At 69.3% G+C, this 16,139-nt stretch carries 14 protein-coding genes; 2 read left to right on the top strand and 12 right to left on the bottom strand.

Annotated features, from left to right (window positions below):
* Positions 1-6: 6 nt before the first annotated feature.
* The 10 genes from sfnG to C6V83_RS11670 all read right to left on the bottom strand — a co-directional run bounded on the left by sfnG (position 7) and on the right by C6V83_RS11670 (position 12,596).
* A complete protein-coding gene (sfnG, locus tag C6V83_RS11715) occupies positions 7-1,203 on the bottom strand; it encodes a dimethylsulfone monooxygenase SfnG (protein ID WP_105942543.1) in 1,197 nt (398 codons plus the stop codon).
* A gap of 237 nt (positions 1,204-1,440) precedes the next feature.
* Entirely contained in the window at positions 1,441-2,622 is a 1,182-nt protein-coding gene (locus tag C6V83_RS11710; protein WP_105942542.1) for a type 2 periplasmic-binding domain-containing protein, read from the bottom strand.
* 77 nt (positions 2,623-2,699) lie between these two features.
* Positions 2,700-3,893 carry a substrate-binding domain-containing protein gene (locus C6V83_RS11705; RefSeq protein ID WP_105942541.1) on the bottom strand — a complete coding sequence of 398 codons (1,194 nt, stop codon included), beginning with the start codon at positions 3,891-3,893 and terminating at the stop codon, positions 2,700-2,702.
* A gap of 121 nt (positions 3,894-4,014) precedes the next feature.
* Positions 4,015-6,222, bottom strand: coding sequence for a malate synthase G (locus C6V83_RS11700; protein WP_105942540.1), 2,208 nt, complete (start codon positions 6,220-6,222; stop codon positions 4,015-4,017).
* Positions 6,223-6,338: 116 nt separating this feature from the next.
* Entirely contained in the window at positions 6,339-7,214 is an 876-nt protein-coding gene (locus C6V83_RS11695; RefSeq protein WP_105942539.1) for a 3-methyladenine DNA glycosylase, read from the bottom strand.
* A gap of 1 nt (position 7,215) precedes the next feature.
* Positions 7,216-8,295 (bottom strand): hemolysin family protein, encoded by a 1,080-nt coding sequence (locus C6V83_RS11690; RefSeq protein ID WP_105942538.1) that lies wholly within the window; start codon positions 8,293-8,295, stop codon positions 7,216-7,218.
* Positions 8,288-9,676, bottom strand: a complete 1,389-nt coding sequence (locus tag C6V83_RS11685; protein ID WP_105942537.1) for a hemolysin family protein — start codon at positions 9,674-9,676, stop codon at positions 8,288-8,290. Before C6V83_RS11685 ends, C6V83_RS11690 begins: the two co-directional genes overlap by 8 nt.
* 9 nt (positions 9,677-9,685) lie before the next feature.
* Positions 9,686-11,122: a GMP reductase gene (gene guaB1, locus C6V83_RS11680; protein ID WP_105942536.1), complete on the bottom strand. Its 1,437-nt coding sequence runs from the start codon at positions 11,120-11,122 to the stop codon at positions 9,686-9,688.
* Positions 11,123-11,175: 53 nt separating this feature from the next.
* Positions 11,176-12,123 carry a M56 family metallopeptidase gene (locus C6V83_RS11675; protein WP_105942535.1) on the bottom strand — a complete coding sequence of 316 codons (948 nt, stop codon included), beginning with the start codon at positions 12,121-12,123 and terminating at the stop codon, positions 11,176-11,178.
* Between the two features lie 86 nt (positions 12,124-12,209).
* Positions 12,210-12,596 carry a BlaI/MecI/CopY family transcriptional regulator gene (locus C6V83_RS11670; protein WP_105942534.1) on the bottom strand — a complete coding sequence of 129 codons (387 nt, stop codon included), beginning with the start codon at positions 12,594-12,596 and terminating at the stop codon, positions 12,210-12,212.
* Positions 12,597-12,882: 286 nt separating this feature from the next.
* On the opposite strand from C6V83_RS11670, the gene C6V83_RS11665 reads away from it, so the two are divergent.
* Complete coding sequence (locus C6V83_RS11665) at positions 12,883-13,299, top strand: PaaI family thioesterase (protein ID WP_105942533.1); 417 nt, start codon at positions 12,883-12,885, stop codon at positions 13,297-13,299.
* A gap of 26 nt (positions 13,300-13,325) precedes the next feature.
* On the opposite strand, the gene C6V83_RS11660 is transcribed toward C6V83_RS11665, so the two are convergent.
* Positions 13,326-14,798, bottom strand: coding sequence for an NAD(P)/FAD-dependent oxidoreductase (locus C6V83_RS11660; RefSeq protein WP_105942532.1), 1,473 nt, complete (start codon positions 14,796-14,798; stop codon positions 13,326-13,328).
* A gap of 162 nt (positions 14,799-14,960) precedes the next feature.
* Complete coding sequence (locus tag C6V83_RS11655; protein WP_105943899.1) at positions 14,961-15,575, bottom strand: GNAT family N-acetyltransferase; 615 nt, start codon at positions 15,573-15,575, stop codon at positions 14,961-14,963.
* Between the two features lie 60 nt (positions 15,576-15,635).
* Here C6V83_RS11655 and C6V83_RS11650 point away from each other — a divergent pair, with 60 nt between their 5' ends.
* Positions 15,636-16,097, top strand: a complete 462-nt coding sequence (locus C6V83_RS11650; protein WP_234353701.1) for an acyl-CoA thioesterase — start codon at positions 15,636-15,638, stop codon at positions 16,095-16,097.
* Positions 16,098-16,139: the final 42 nt, after the last annotated feature.

Below are 16,139 nucleotides of genomic sequence, written 5' to 3'. Positions count from 1 at the left end.
GAGGCGCTAGCCGAGGGCCGTATCGAGACCCGCGAGAACTCCGTGGCGAGCGAGTTCGGATTCCAGGCGACCGCTGCCGGCGAGATCGGCTTCGAGTTCGCGGACCAGAGGCAGGATCTTCTCACCGAAGTAGGCGACGTCCTCCAGGTAGTGCAGGAAGCCGAGGAGGAAGAGATTCACCCCGCGGGTCTTGTAGGCGACGATCCGCTCGGCGATCTGTTCGGGTGTGCCGATCAGCCCGGTGCGGAAACCGTCGTTGTACTGGACCAGGTCGGCGAGTTCCGAATCCTGCCACATGCCCTTGCCGTCGGCGGCGGACCGGCCGGCCTGCTTCACTGCGGAGCCGAATCCCGCGACTGCGTCGCGGTCGGCCTTGTCGACGATCTCCCGGAGCATGTCGCGAGCCTCGCGTTCACTGTCCCGCGCGATGAGGAATCCGTTCAGACCGAACTTGACGGTCCGGTCGTGCAGGGCGGCCTCGGTGTTGACGTCGATCACCTGCTCGGTGATGCCGTCGAAGTCCTTGCCGTTGCTGAAGTACCAGTCCGACACCCGGCCGGCCATCGCGCGGGCGGCCGTGGAGTTGCCGCCCTGGAAGATCTCCGGGTGCGGCCGCCCGGGAACGTCGACGGGCTTGGGCTTCAGGTCGAAGTCATGGAGGCGGTAGAAGTCGCCGGAGAGCTCGGCGTGGTCGCTGGTCCAGATCTCGCGCAGATAGCCGATGAACTCCTCGGCGCGCCGATAGCGTTCGTCGTGCTCCAGCCAGGGCTCGCCGAGCTTGGTGAACTCGTCTTTGAACCAGCCGCTGACCACGTTCACCGCGGCCCGGCCGCCGGAGAGCTGGTCGGCGGTGGCGATCAGCTTGGCCAGCACACCGGGCTGCCAGAGTCCCGGGTGGACGGCGGCGATCACCTTCAGCCGCTCGGTGGCCAGGAGCAGGGCGAGCGAGAAGCTGGTCGACTCGTGCTGGTAGGCGGCACCGTACGAAGCGATGTACCGGACCTGGGTGAGCGCGTAGTCGAAGCCGTTGTTCTCGGCGAGGACCGCGAGTTCCCGGTTGTAGTCGTAGCCCCAGTCGGTGCGCTGTTCGATCTTCGAGACCACCAGGCCGCCGCTCACATTGGGCACCCAGTAGGCGAACTGGAGCGGTTGATGGGCTGCTTCGAGGCGGGCGTGCGTGGCCGCAGAACTGTTTTCGGGCATGACGGAATAGACCTCCTTGAGGCCGGAGAGGGAAGGGAGCGGATGCGTTGCGGCAGACGCGCCGTCAGGACGACGGCGCAGCGGCTGGCTGACATCGCCGGGATGCGGCGGCGCGGTGCGCGAATGCGGGAAGCATGTCACGAGTGTGCGCCGCAGCCGCCGGCAACGGCAATCGTTGCGCCCAGCATGACCGAAACAAAGCCCGACGACGCGGTCGAGGGGTGAACGGTCGCGAGGTCAGCTCCCGGGGACCGCGGAGGGCAGAACGATCCGGTTGATCGCGACGGTCGCCTGGGGGACGGGTACCGGCAGAGTGTCGCCGAGTTCGCCGAACTTCACCGTCGCCGTGTCTGAGGGCAGGGGACCGGGCCCGCGGAAACCGGACTGGGTGAGCAGTTTCATCTGGTCCGGCTTGCGCGCGAACGCGACGAACTCGGCGATCGTCTTGGTCATCGTGGCGCTCACCTCGCTGCCGGTCAGCGACACGACCGGGTAGTCCAGGACCGGGGTGAGACCGCTCGGAGCGACGACGGCCACCTTCGCCTGGGCGTCGTCCTTGGTGACGGCGTAGAGGCGCTGCTCGCTGATCGGCACGGCCCGGACCGGCGCCGTCGCCGGGTTCGTGGTCTCGGCGATCTCCTTGACGGCCGCCTCGGCGCTCCCGTCGCCGACGCGCGGGGGCGCCGAGACGAGCTCGCGCATCGCGGTCGTCACGGCCGACGATCGAGCCTGCTCGAGCGTCAGCGGTTCCCGCGTGCCGACCGTGGCCGCGGCCACTGCCTGGCCGGTGAGCGACGTCGCGTCGGACTGCGCGCCCTGGGGCATCGCCATCCGCAGCGAGCCCCACGAGCCGTACCCGTAGGCGCGGAGCGAGTTCGCGCGGGTCAGACTCGGCAGGTCGGCCCACGAGATCCCGCTGTCGGCGGCGGCCCGGGCGAGCACCGGCTCGGTCGCGATCCGAACCGGCGAACTGACCAGATGCTCGGGTCGACCGGTGAACTTTCCCGGATCGGCGGCCGCGACGGCGGCGGTCCACACCGAGGACTCGGGGACCCAGGCCGCCGGGTAGACGCCGTACGCGTGAGCGTTCCAGGAGTCGGCGGTCAGCCCTTCCATGATCGTGCGGGCGTCGGCGGGCCGGACCTGCACTTCGACGCAGTAGTCGTCGAGGACGGGTGTCTGCGCGAAGTACGACTTGGCGATCTCCTGCAGGGCCGGCGCGATGGCGGGATCGGCCGCGACGGGTACCACCAGCGGTCCGGCGGGACAGGGCAGGACCTTAGTGGTCGACGTGGCGCGCTTGGGAAAGTTGACGACGGCCACGGTGACGGCGACGACGAGGATGATGAGCAGAATGCCCGCCGTCATGGCGACGGTGTACTTGGTCCGGCCCGTCGTTCCGCTCTGATGCTCGCCCACTCGTATCCCTTCCCCTGCACACCGATGCTCACCTCGTCTATATCAGACGTGTGCGGCACCGTGGGGCGGCCGCGCGATCAGGAGGCGGGAACGGCCGAACGCAGCACGATGCGGTTCGTCGCGATCACCGCTTCCGGCTCGGGCTGCGGCATCTCCTGAGGGACGTCGGGGAAGTCGACGGTGGCGGTGGCCTCCGGCAGCGGACCCGCGCCGCGGAATCCGGCCTGGGTGAGAATCCGCATCTGCTCGGGTTTGCGCGCGAAGGTGAGGAATTCGGCGACCGCATCGGATGCGTGCGCCGGAGTCTCCCCGGCCAGGCGGATCACCGGGTAGTCGAGCATCGGTGTGAATCCGCGTGGTCGGATGATCGCGATGCGCGCCTCGTCGTCGTCTTTGGTGGCCAGATAGAGGCGCTGCTCGCTGATCGGAACCGAGCGAACTTGCGCCGCATCGAGGTTCGGGGCCGAAATGATCGCGCGGACGGCTGCTTCGGCGCTCCCGTCCCCGGCGCGCGGAGGATTGCGCATGAGCTGCCGGAGGCCCAGCTGGATGTTCGGCTTGCCGACACCGTCGACGGTCAGCGGCCCCGCCCCGTCGGGCTCGACGGTGTTGTAGACGTAACCCTGGGCGGCGAGCGACGTCGCGTCGGACTGTGGGCCCTGCGGCATGGCCAGCCGGGCCGAGCCACGAATGGCGGTGTGGCCGTAGGCGGCGAAGGCGTCGGCATAGGTCAGGAAAGGCATCTGGATCCACATCACCCGGCCGCCCGCGGCGGTGGCGAGCTCGGGCCGGACAGCGAACAGCACGGGTGACTTCACCAGCGATTCGGGCGCGCCTTGCAGGGCGTCCGGTTCGGCGGTCTGCAGCGCCGCGACCCAGACGGAGGATTCCGGAATCCACGCGGCGGGCCGGGGACCGCCCGCTTCGGTGTCCCAGGACTGGGCGGTCAGCCCGTCGAGGGTCGCCCGGGCGTCCCCGGGGCGCACGTCCATCTCGATGCAGTAGTCGCGGACCGTCGGACGGAGCGCGTTGTAGCTCTTCGCGATCTCCTGCAGCGCGGGCGCCACACCCGGGTCGGCGATCACCGAGACCTGAGCATCGCCCTCGAGGCAGTCTGCCGAGGTGCTCTGCGTGGTCGCGTCGTCGTCGATCCGGTCGCCCAGCCCGATCCATGCGACCGCACCGGCGACGACGAGAATCACCGCCAGGGCGACGGCCAGCACTGACCGGCTCACCAACTGACTGGTGCGGTTGGAACTGTGTGTTCCCACTGTGCTTCTCCTTGGTTCCTCCGTGACAGCCGAGGCGCCCGCTCGCGCGCTCGTGCCGATCCGTCATCGCTGACGGGCCGAGCCCGGACCTGAGACAGGTCCGGGCTCGGTGACGCGATCATCAGGCGTTGGCGGCCTTGTAGTCGCGGCGTGCCTGGTGCAGCAGCGGCTCGGTGTACCCGCTGGGCTGCGCGGCGCCTTCCAGGATGAGGGCCTTGGCGGCCTGGAACGCGATGTTGGAGTCGAAGTCCGGGGCCATCGGCCGGTAGTCCGGGTCGCCGGCGTTCTGCCGGTCGACCACCGGGGCCATCCGCTCCAGCGCGGCCACGACGTCCTGCTCGCTGACGATCCCGTGCCGCAGCCAGTTCGCCAGCAGCTGGCTGGAGATCCGCAGTGTGGCGCGGTCCTCCATCAGGGCGACGTCGTGGATGTCGGGCACCTTGGAGCAGCCGACGCCGTGATCGATCCAGCGGACAACGTAGCCCAGGATCGACTGGCAGTTGTTGTCGAGCTCTTCGCGCTTCTCCTCGTCGGTCCAGTTCGGATCGGCGGCCAGCGGGATGGTCAGGATGTCCTCCAGCGTGGCCGGATCGCGCTTGGCGATCTCGTCCTGCCGCTCGAACACGTCCACCTCGTGGTAGTGCAGGGCGTGCAGGGTCGCGGCCGTCGGCGAGGGCACCCACGCGGTGTTCGCGCCGGCCTTCGGGTGGCCGATCTTCTGCTCGAGCATGTCGGCCATCAGGTCCGGCATCGCCCACATGCCCTTGCCGATCTGCGCCCGGTGCTGCAGACCCGCGGCCAGGCCGGTGTCGACGTTCCAGTCCTCGTAGGCCTTGATCCAGGTCTGCTGCTTCATGTCGGCCTTGCGGACCATCGGCCCGGCCTCCATCGACGTGTGGATCTCGTCGCCGGTGCGGTCCAGGAAGCCGGTGTTGATGAATACCACGCGCTCGGAGGCGTTCTCGATGGCGGCCTTGAGGTTGGCCGTCGTCCGGCGCTCCTCGTCCATGATGCCGACCTTGAGGGTGTTGCGGGGCAGGCCGAGGACGTCCTCGACGCGACCGAAGAGCTCGACGGTGAAGGCCACCTCGTCCGGACCGTGCATCTTCGGCTTCACGATGTAGATCGAGCCGGTGCGCGAATTCTGCAGGCCCTCGCTGCTCAGCCCGTGGATGCCGATCGCCGAGGTGATCAACGCGTCCAGGATGCCCTCGGGGACCTCGTTGCCGTCGGCGTCGAGGATGGCGGGGTTGGTCATCAGATGACCGACGTTGCGGACGAAGAGCAGCGAGCGGCCGTGCAGCTCCAGCGGCTGACCGTCGCGCCCGGTGTAGACGCGGTTCGGATTCAGCACGCGGGTGAAGGTCTTGCCGCCCTTGGTGACCTCTTCGGCCAGGTCGCCCTTGTTCAGGCCGAGCCAGTTGGTGTAGCCGAGGACCTTGTCGTCGGCGTCCACGGCCGCCACCGAGTCCTCGAAGTCCATGATCGTGGTGATCGCCGACTCCAGGTCGACGTCCTTGATGCCGGCCTTGTCCGTGGAGCCGATAGGCGACTCCGGGTCGAACAGGATGTCGATGTGCAGGCCGTGGTGCCGCAGCAGGATCGACGACGGCGCCAGCGCATCGCCGGTGTAGCCGACGAAGGCGTCGGGGTCGGCGAAGGTGGTGACCTCCGTGTCAGAGCCCGTGGCATCGGGCCCGCTCGCTTCGCTCCCGGCGCCCAGCACGACGTTGACCTTGTCGCCGTCGACCACGTACCGGGTGGCGTCGGCGTGGCTGCCGTTCTCCAGGGGCACGGCCTGGTCCAGGAAGGCCTTGGCGAAGGCGATCACCTTGTCGCCGCGGACCTTGTTGTACGACGAGCCCTTCTCGGCACCGTCGGTCTCCGGGATCGCGTCGGTGCCGTAGAGCGCGTCGTACAGCGAACCCCAGCGCGCGTTGGATGCGTTCAGCGCGAACCGGGCGTTGAGGACCGGGACCACCAGTTGCGGGCCTGCGGTCTCCGCGATCTCGAGGTCGACGTTGTCGGTGGTGATCTCGAAGTCGGCCGGCGGCTCGACGAGGTAGCCGATCTTCTTGAGGAACGCGAGGTACTCGGCCTGGTCCGGGGTCCCGGGGTGGTCGCGGTGCCACTGGTCGAGCTGAGCCTGCAGGTCGTCGCGGACGGCGAGGAGTTCGCGGTTGCGCGGCGCGAGATCGTCGATCACCGAAGCGGCACCGGCCCAGAACGCATCGGCGTCGACACCCGTGCCCGGGAGCGCCTGCTCATTCACGAAGTCGTAGAGGACTTTCGCGACCTGCAATCCATGGACGTTGACGCGTTCGGTCATGGCAACCCTTCTTTCACCTGGCGAACTCCGATTCAGCGACGCTGCTGCCGGAGGTCTCACGCGTGCGCGGAGTGCTCGCGCGCGACACGGCCATGGTACTAGGTGCCGGCCTGGGTCTACTCGTCGGTAGTCGGCGGCTCTGCGGTCGGCAGCAGTGTGCGGCACGCGGCGACGACCCGGGCGCGCAGAGCCGCGCCCCGATCGGCGAGTGCGGTCTGCTGCCGCACGTACTCCGCGCGACCCTCGGGTGTCTCGATCCGGACCGGTGGGTAGCCCAGCGAAGCCAGGTCGTACGGACTGGCGCACATGTCGAGCGTGCGCGCATCCAGGGCGAGTTCGAAGGCATCGGCGAGCAGTTCGCCGGGCACCAGGGGACCGAGTTTGAGGCAGTGGCGGTAGAGATCCATGGTGGCGTGCAGGCAGCCCGGCTGTTCGTGGTCGCGCTGAGCGGCACGGGTGAGTGTGGCCGCATTGCGCGGCGCGGCCTCCGGACTGAAGAAGCGGAACGCGTCGTAGTGGGTGCACCGCAGCGGCATCGACTCGACGACGGCGTCGGTGCCCGCCGCACCGAGGCGCAGGGGCTGCGGGTGCCGGGTGTCCGGGGCGCGGTAGACCATCGCCCATTCGTGCAGACCGAAGCAGCCGAAACGGGCGGGCCGCGACGAGGTGGTCGAGGTGAGCTCGACGATCGCCCCGATGAGCGAGGCGCGGCGGTCCCGGAATCCGTCGGTCACCGCGACGGCACCGTCGGCGGTGCGCGCGTAGCCCTGCAGTGTCAGATACTCGTCGCCGTGCGCCAGTGCGGCGCCGAAACCGGGATGCCAGCGACGCACCTGGACCGGGCGCGCTGAGTAGTACGTGAACAGGAAGTCGATCACTGGGTGCTTGCGGCCGCGTGCGCGCTCGGCCAGGTACGGGCCGACGAGCGACTCGATCCGGGCCGTGTGCGCCTCGGCGCGAGCGCGCCACACCGGTTCGGGCAGGGTCGGCATGTCAGCGGATCCGGTGGGTCGCGTCTCCCAGATTGCCGACGAACGCCTCGGCGAGGTCGGCCAGGGCGATCACGCCGATGATCGTGCCGGTGTGGTCGGTGACGGCGGCCAGATGGGAACTGGCCTTGCGCAGCAGCACACTGGCCTCGTCGAGCGGCGTGTCCGCGGCGACCCGGGGGAGCGGCCGGATCTTGTCGGCGCCCAGGATGCTCTCGCGCCCCAGATTCTCGTCGAGGATGTCGTCGAGTGCATCCTTGAGGTGCAGGTAGCCGATGTACGAGCCGTCGAGGCCGCGCACCGGGAAGCGGGAGTAGCCGGTCTCCCGCACCGCCCGTTCCACCTCGCCCAGGCGCGGTCCGATTCGGCCGGTGCGGGCATCGACGGCGACGGGAACCGTGCGCACCAGTCGCAGCGGGATCATCGCCTCGACCACAGTGCGCTCGATGGTGTGGAGTGCGCGGATCAGACGTTCGTGCTCCTCCGCGTCGAGCAGACCGAGCTCGCGTGATTCGGCGATCATCTGGGCCAGCTCCGTCTCGGTGACAGTGGAGGACACCTCGTCCTTGGGCTCCACACCGCACAGCCGCAAGGTGCCGTTGGCCAGGGCGTTGTAGAACCAGATCACCGGCCGGACGATCCGGATGAACATCAACTGCGCCGGGATCAGCAGCATCGCGGCCCGTTCCGGACCCGCGAGCGCGATGTTCTTCGGCACCATCTCGCCGAGGAGGATGTGCAGGATCACCACCAGGCTGATCGCGATCACGAACGAGATCGGATGCAGCAGGCTGTCCGGGACCGACAGCGCATGCAGCGGCCGCTCGATCAAGTGGGCGATCGCCGGCTCGCCGACGCGGCCCAGCAGGATCGAGCAGATGGTGATCCCCAGCTGCGAACCGGCCAGCATCAGAGACAGCTGCTCGGAGGCCTTGATGACCGTGCGGGCACGCCGCTTGCCGGTCTCCTCGAGCGCGACGAGGCGGTCGCGGCGCGCGGCGATCAGGGCGAACTCGGCACCGACGAAGAAGGCGTTGGCGGCCAGCAGCACGATGGTGAGGACGACGCCCCAGAGGTCACCCACGCGAGGTCACCTCCTCGCCGGTCGCGGTGACCGCGGCGACCGGCTGGATCGGTGTCAGCCAGACAGCGTCGACCCTGCGCCCGTCCATGGCGACGACGGTGGCGCGCCAGGACGCCTCGGGCCGGTCGTCGCCGCCCGTCGTGCGCAGCGGAAGGTCGACGATGTCGCCGACCTGGGGGATGGCGCCGAGCAGGAACATCACCTGGCCTCCGAGGGTCTCGTAGGCGCCCTCCGGCGCCTGGTAGCCGACGGCCTCGGCCACCTCGTCGACGCGCAGCAGACCCGAGCACCGATAGCCGTTGCCGACCCGGCTCACCTCGGACTCCTCGTCGTCGTGCTCGTCGGTCACGTTGCCGAGGATCTCCTCGATCAGGTCCTCGGAGGTCACGATGCCTGCGGTGCCGCCGTACTCGTCGACCACCACGCAGATCTCCAGGCCGTCGGCCTTGATGCGTTCCATCAGGGCGTCGCCGTCGAGGCTGCCGGGTACGCGGGTCACCGGCCGGGCGAGGGTCCGCAGCGTGGTGGTGTCCTGTGCCTGGGGCGGCACCGTGAACGACTGCTTGATGTGCACCACGCCGATCAGATTGTCGAGGTCGCCTTCTTCGGCCACCAGGAACCTGGAGTGTCCGGTGCGCGACGCCGCCGAGACGAGATCGCGGACGGTGTCGCCGGGTTCGAGCGCTTGTACGCGCACACGTGGGGTCATCAGGTCGTCGGCGTCGAGCTGGCCGAAGCGCAACGATCGGTCGACGAGGGTGGCGGTGTCGGGGTCGAGGGCCCCGCGCAGCGCTGAGTTGCGGACCAGCGCACCGAGTTCGGCTGCCGACCGGGCCGAACCCAGCTCTTCAGTCGGTTCCACACCCAGGCGCCGGACGATGGCGTTGGCCGAGTTGTTGAGGCCGAGGATCGCGGGTTTGAACACAGTGGAGAACGCGATCATCGGGCCAGACGTCGCCCGAGCCGTGGCCAGCGGCTTCGTGATGGCGAGGTTCTTGGGAATCAGCTCTCCGAGCACCATCGAGAGCGACGTCGCGATGATCAACGCGAGGGCCAGCGAGATCCCCGAGGCGGTGCCGGCCGACACCGGCAGGTGCCGCAGCACCGGATCAAGGAGCTGGGCCAGCACCGGTTCGGCCAGATAGCCGGTGATCAGCGTCGTGATGGTGATCCCGAGCTGAGCGCCGGACAACTGGAAGGAAAGGGTGCGGTGCGCCTTGTCGACCAGGCGGGACAGGCGGTCACCGCGACGTTCGACGTCGTCGGTGACGGTCGACCGCTCCAGCGCGGTCAGCGAGAACTCGGAGGCGACGAACAGCGTCGTCCCGACGGTGAGCGCCAGAAAGCCGGCCAGTTTGGCGACGATCAGCAGGATCTCCACGGGGGCCGGTCACCAGCCCCCGGGCAGCGGGCGGCCCTCGGCGAATCCGGCTGCCGACTGGACCCCGAGCACGACGTTCTGGTGCAACTCGGCCAGGTCGCGCGCGCCGGTGTACGTCGCGGTGCTGCGCAGACCCGCGCAGATGTGGTCGATCAGGTCTTCGACGCTCGGCCGCTCCGGATCGACCCGGATACGAGAGGCGGAGATGCCCTCCTCGAACAGAGCCTTGCGGGCGCGGTCGTAGGCCTCGTCCGCGGACGAACGCGCGGCCACGGCGCGCTTGGATGCCATACCGAAGCTGACCTTGTACTCGCCGGACGCGTCGGTGTGCAGATCGCCGGGGGACTCGTAGGTGCCGGCGAACCAGGAGCCGATCATCACGTTCGACGCACCCGCGGCGATCGCGAGCGCGACGTCGCGCGGATGACGGACACCGCCGTCGGCCCACACCGAGGCGCCGAGCTCGCGTGCGGTGGCGGCGCATTCGGCGACCGCGGAGAATTGGGGGCGGCCGACGCCGGTCATCATCCGGGTGGTGCACATCGCGCCGGGGCCCACCCCGACCTTGACGATCGAGGCGCCGGCGTCGATCAGGTCCCGGGTGCCCTGCGCCGACACGACGTTTCCGGCGGCGACGGGCACCCCCAGGTCCGCTCCAGCCACCGCGGACAGTGCGGCCAGCATTTTCGCTTGGTGGCCGTGCGCGGTATCGACCACCAGGAGGTCCGCTCCGGATTCGACGAGTGCGCGGGCCTTGCTCACCACGTCGCCGTTGATCCCGACGGCGGCTGCGACGCGCAGGCGGTCGCGGTCGTCCACGTTCGGGCGGTAGATGCCTGCACGCAGGGCGCCGACGCGGGTGAGTACCCCGGTGAGCGCGCCGTCGGCGCCGACCAAGACCGCCAGATCGGCGTTCGCCTCGGTCAGGGTCTCGAAGATGGTGCGCGGCGCGGTCGTGTCGGGCAGCAGCACGGGGATCGGCAGCATCGCCGAACGCAGGTCGGAGAACATGTCCAGGTCCGGTCCCGGTTCGGCGCGGGCGACCAAGCCGATAGGAGTGCCGTCGTCGATCACCACCGCATAGCCGTGCGCCCGCTTGGGGATGAGCGCCTGTGCGTGGGCCATCAGATCGCCGGGACCGAGGACCACGGGCGTGTCGGCGACCAGGTGGCGCGACTTGACGAACGCGATCGTGTCGGCGGCGGCCTGCAGCGGCACGTCCTGCGGGAGTACGACGAGTCCGCCGCGGCGGGCGACGGTCTCGGCCATCCGTTTGCCGGCGATGGCCGTCATGTTGGCCACCACCAGCGGAATCGTCGTGCCGGTGCCGTCGTGCGTGGCGATGTCGACGTCGAACCGGGAGGTGACGTCGGACCGGTTCGGGACGATGAACAGATCGTCGTAGGTCAGGTCGTGGTCGGGCCGGTGGCCTTCGAGGAAGCGCACGTGGTCAGGGGCCTTTCTCGGGTGTCCTGTGTCGGATGGGCCGGATCGCGGCCTCAGTGGCTGAGCAGGCGCGTGAGCTCGGTGAGCCACGGGATGGCGACCGCCAGCGTGGGGACCACCAGCAGCGCCGCGGCGATCGCGTAGGCGGTCAGCGACAGGCGGCGGACGGACTGGGCGGCGGCCGGCTGGTGGGTGAGGCGGCGCACCCGGGTGACGGTGGTCGGGCCGCCCATCGCCATGGCCCCGCGCGGCGCGGTGGCGTCCGCGCAGGCGACCAGTGCGCGGCCGACCGAGCGGCGGCCGCTGACGTTCACGGCCTGGTCGTCGGCGAGTGCCTCGATCAAAAGCCGTACCGCGCTGAGCGCGGACTTGGACCGGACGAAGCGGGGGAAGGCGGCGTGCAGCGCGACGAACGCCTCCAGGACGAGGTCGTGCCGGGCCCGCAGGTGGGCGCGCTCGTGTTCGATCACCGCGGCCAACTCGTCGCGGGAGAGGCGGTTGAGCACTCCTTCGGAGAGGACCACACGCGAGCGGCGGCCCGGGAGACAGTAGGCGAGGGGGGTGGGGACGTCGAGCACTCGGATGTCTGAGCCGCCGGCGCGGCGCAGGTCGGTGCGGTCGACGAGGTCGACGAGGGTGCGATGCGTGCGCCGGCGAGTGCGAGTCCGGAATGCGATCGCCGCGACGGTGGTCGTCAGTCGCAGGCCGATGACGACGGTGGCGGCGAAGGCCAGGACGTACACCGACCAGGTGAACCAGCCGAGGCGGGCGATCTCGGCGGCGGGGCTGGTGGTGGGCACTCCGTCGGGGCCGGGGGCCAGGAGATGGGCGGCGATGGCCAAGCCGGTGCTGAACGCCGAGAGCACCGCGGCCAGCGCGATGGACTGCCAGAGCGCCATCGCCGCCCGCGGCGCGTACAGCGGCCATTCGGCGCGGGCCAGGGCTTCGGGGATGGGACCCACCAAAGCGACGGTGAGGATACCGAACAGCAGCGCGGTCATCGGTCTTCCTCTGGTCTCGTCCGGCGGGCGAGTTCAGGATACGGGTTCGGCCCGGACGTGGGCCACCGGACCGCGTATCCGGGGCGTCATGCTCGTTCGGAGGCCTCGAGCTCGTCGAGCGCCTCCCGGAGCGCGGCGGCCTCGTCTGCGCCGACCCGGCCCACGAACGACACGAGCGCGGCGTGCCGGGATCCGGCCGCATCGGTCGCGCGGAGGGCATCGACCATGATGCTGGCGACCAGATCCTCACGCGGACGGCTGGCCGTGTACCGGTGTGCGCGGTCGTCGCGGATCTGGGTCACCAGGTCCTTCTTGGCCAGTCGTTGCAGCACGGTCATCACGGTCGTGTAGGCCAGGGTCCGGGTCTTGGCGAGTTCGGCGTGGACCTGGCGCACGGTCTGCGGCGTCGGCGAGGCCCACAGGGCGTCCATCACCGCACGTTCGAGATCGCCGAGTCCGTTCATCTTCTTCATCTTACGCCCGCTCCCAGTAACGCTCTTCGGTAGTTCCATCGGTCTAACGACTGATGTGTGCCTTGTGTTCCCGAGCCGCCGACAAGCGTGACGACCAGGGCGATCTCCGATGAGTTGACACCGAAGTAAGGCTAGCCTACATTATCTTTCAAGGATCGCGTGAGAGTCCTGAGGGCTGCAGAGACCCCCGGTCCTTACGGCGAAAGCCCCCGGCGCCACTCGGCGTTCCGGGGGCTTTCGTCGTACCGGCGTGCTCCGCGCGGCTGGGCCGTGGCAGGCTACGGACATGGCACAAGTCGAACTGGAAGACCTCAACGGGAGGGGCCTGGACGGAGTGCTGGGCCTGGAGATGATCGAGTACAGCGGGGACGGGGTCCGCGCGAAACTGGAGATCACTCCGGCCCATCACCAGCCGTTCGGGATCGTGCACGGCGGAACGTACTGCGCCGTCGCCGAGAGTGCTGCGAGCATCAGCGGCTTCGCTTGGCTGCAGGAGAAGGGTTACGGCGGGGCGGCCGTGGGTGCGAACAACAGCACCGACTTCCTGCGCTCGGTCAGCGAGGGCACCGTGCACGTCAGCACCACGCCCATCCACCGGGGGCGCAGGCAGCAGCTGTGGCAGGTCGACATGGTCGACGACGACGGCCGGCTACTCGCCCAGTCGCGGGTGCGTCTGCAGAACATCGAGATGCCCGAGGTCTAGACCCCGGCCATCCCGGATCGGCGCGGTCAGGCCTGTTTGGCCTCCGGGGTGTCGTCTTCGACGCTCTTCTCGAGCGCCTTGGCCACGGCCACCGGATCCTCGCGATCGCGCTCGGCAGCCGACAGACGCAGGCGTTCCAGATAGGACAGTTCCTGCAGCGCCGAGCGGGCGTACACCTGCTGCTCGGTGATCGCGAGCTGCGTGCGTCCGCGCGTGGTGAACGAGAAGAACCAGTTGACCAGCGTGTTCAACCGGTTGCGGTAGCCCACCAGGTACACCAGGTGCAGCGCCAGCCAACCCAGCCACGCGAAGTAGCCCTCGGTCTCGAACTTCTTCTTGGTGCCGGGTATCGGGACCTGCATCACGGCGCTGAACCGGGAGACGGTGGCCATCGAACCCTTGTCGAAGTACTTGAACGGCTTGCGCTCATCCGGCGTCTGGCCGCGTTTGATCTCGGCGAGGATCGCATCCGCCGCGTACCGGCCACCCTGGATCGCACCCTGCGCGACACCGGGCACGCCGTCGACGGCCATCATGTCGCCGACGACGAAGATGTTCCGGTGGCCGGCCACGGTGAGGTCCGGGCCGACCTTCACGCGCCCGGCGCGATCGAGCTCGACGCCGGTCTTGTCGCGCAGCACCTCGCCGAGTCCGCTGGCCTGGACGCCGGCGGACCACACCTTGCACTGGCTCTCGATGCGCCGCTCGGTGCCGTCCTTGTCCCGGACGACGAGGCCGTCGTAGTCGAGGTCGACGACCATCGCGTCGAGCTGGATCTCCACGCCGAGCTTCTCCAGCCGCTTGGCCGCCTTGGTCCCGAGCTTGGGGCCGAAGGGGGCGAGCACGGCCGGGGCGGCGTCGAGCAGGATGACCCGTGCCTTGGTCGGGTCGATGTTGCGGAAGGCGTTCTTGAGGGTCTTGTCGCTCATCTCGGCGATCTGGCCGGCCATCTCCACGCCGGTGGGACCCGCGCCGACCACCACGAAGGTCATCAGCTTCTCCTGCTCGGCCGGATCGTCGGAGAGCTCGGCCTGCTCGAAGGCGCCGAGAATGCGGCCACGCAGTTCGAGGGCGTGGTCGATGGTTTTCATGCCCGGGGCGTACTCGGCGAAGTGGTCGTTGCCGAAGTACGACTGATCGGCGCCCGCGGCGATGATCAGGTCGTCGTACGGGGTCTCGGTGACGCGCTCGAGGAGCTGGGAATAGACCACCTGCTTCTCCACGTCGACGTCGTACACCTCACCGAGCAGGGTGCGGGTGTTCTTCTGCTTCTCCAGCACCACACGGGTGGCCGGCGCGATCTCGCCCTCGGCGACGATGCCGGTCGCGAGCTGATACAGCATCGGCTGGAACAGATGCGTCGTCGACTTGGCGATCAGGGTGACGTCGACGTTCTTGGCCTTCCGGAGGCGCTGCGCCGCGAACAGTCCGCCGAATCCCGAACCGACGATGACGACCTGCCGGCGCCGGGTCGAGTCGGAGGTGGGGGCTGTGGTCATCGATGGCTCCTGTAGGGCTTGGGGGTTCCGGGCGGCGCGGGGTGGTGGCCGTGCGGGTGATGTTCGGACGTTGGCAGTCTCTCACGGCGTGCGCCGAGTGTCAGGCGGTACCGGGGCGAGCTGCCGGGCGGTACCGGGCGGCGGCCGCGAGGGCCCGGCGCGTCAGCCGACCCGTGCCGCCCCGGCGGCGGAGGCGCGGGAGAAGGCTCGGCCGCGACCGGCGTACCAGGTCTCCCGCAGCAGTTCGTACTCGACCAGGGCGTCCGGGCTGCTCAGCTCCACCGCGTCGCTGTCGGCGGCCAGGCGCATCCCGAGGCGCTGCATCACGCGCTGGCTGGCCTTGTTCGCGACGTGTGTGCCCGCGAAGATCCGGGTGGTGTCGGTCTCGACGAACATCATCGTGATCAGCGTGGCCGAGGCCTCGGCCGCGTACCCGTGTCCCCACGAGTCGCGCCGGAGTCGATAACTGAGCTCCAGTTCCGCCCGGCGGCTGTGGCGCGGGGTGCGCAGCTGCGCCCACCCGTGGAAGCGCTCGGGTGCCCGGGCTCCGACGTCGTCGCAGCCGGTCCGGTCCCAGATCAACCACATTCCGGTGCCGTGGTCGCGCTGTTGGGCCTGCATCCGCGGTATCACCCAGTCGGCGACGGTGTCCGCGCTGGTCGCCGTTCCGCCGCTGACGTAACGCATCACCGCGGGATCGGAGTCGAGTTCCACCAGGCGCGGGACGTCGTCGAGCGTGACCGGGCGCAGCGTGAGGCGACGGGTCTGGAGGAGCACCCGGCCCACTGTAGTGGCCGGGTGACCGGGACACGCCGAGCCTGGACTAACGTGCAGGTGGTGTCGGACAAGTCTGCAGTGAACGGTGCTGATCGCGGTCGCTACGTGGTGGAGGTGGCTCTGCGTTGGGGCGACATGGATTCCCTCGGGCACGTGAACAACGTGCAATTCGCACGGCTCTTCGAGGAGGCCCGAGTCCGCGCGATGAACGACTGGTTCGGCGGCGACCGGGGCGACGGCATCGGGATGGTCGTCGCCCACCAGGAAATCGAGTTCGCCGCGCCGCTGTACTACTCGCCTGAGCCGGTGCGCTGCGAGATCTGGGTGTCCCGGATCGGCGAGAAGTCCTTCGACTTCGCCTACCGGCTCACGGCGGCCGACGGGACCGTCGGTGCGATCGGCGAGACGACGCTGACGGTCCTCGACCTGGAGAGCGGTCGGCCCACCCCGCTGCTCGCGAACAGTCGTGACGTCATCGCCGGGCACCTCGGCGAGCCCGCGCCCTTCCGTCGCCGGCGTTGACCGGCATTGTCGGAGCGCGTCGATAGGATCGGCTCCGATCAC

It is taken from the genome of Gordonia iterans (assembly GCF_002993285.1).
In the GTDB taxonomy this organism is placed as follows: Bacteria; Actinomycetota; Actinomycetes; order Mycobacteriales; family Mycobacteriaceae; genus Gordonia; species Gordonia iterans.
This window is presented reverse-complemented; position numbering and strand designations above follow the sequence as displayed.

Excerpts from the sequence above, each read along its gene's own strand:
- C6V83_RS11695 (WP_105942539.1), bottom strand. The coding sequence starts at position 7,214 with ATGCCGACCCTGCCCGAACCGGTGTGGCGCGCTCGCGCCGAGGCGCAC.
- C6V83_RS11675 (WP_105942535.1), bottom strand. The coding sequence starts at position 12,123 with ATGACCGCGCTGCTGTTCGGTATCCTCACCGTCGCTTTGGTGGGTCCC.
- C6V83_RS11700 (WP_105942540.1), bottom strand. The coding sequence starts at position 6,222 with ATGACCGAACGCGTCAACGTCCATGGATTGCAGGTCGCGAAAGTCCTC.
- C6V83_RS11670 (WP_105942534.1), bottom strand. The coding sequence starts at position 12,596 with ATGAAGAAGATGAACGGACTCGGCGATCTCGAACGTGCGGTGATGGAC.
- sfnG (WP_105942543.1), bottom strand. The coding sequence starts at position 1,203 with ATGCCCGAAAACAGTTCTGCGGCCACGCACGCCCGCCTCGAAGCAGCC.
- C6V83_RS11660 (WP_105942532.1), bottom strand. The coding sequence starts at position 14,798 with ATGACCACAGCCCCCACCTCCGACTCGACCCGGCGCCGGCAGGTCGTC.
- C6V83_RS11665 (WP_105942533.1), top strand. The coding sequence starts at position 12,883 with ATGGCACAAGTCGAACTGGAAGACCTCAACGGGAGGGGCCTGGACGGA.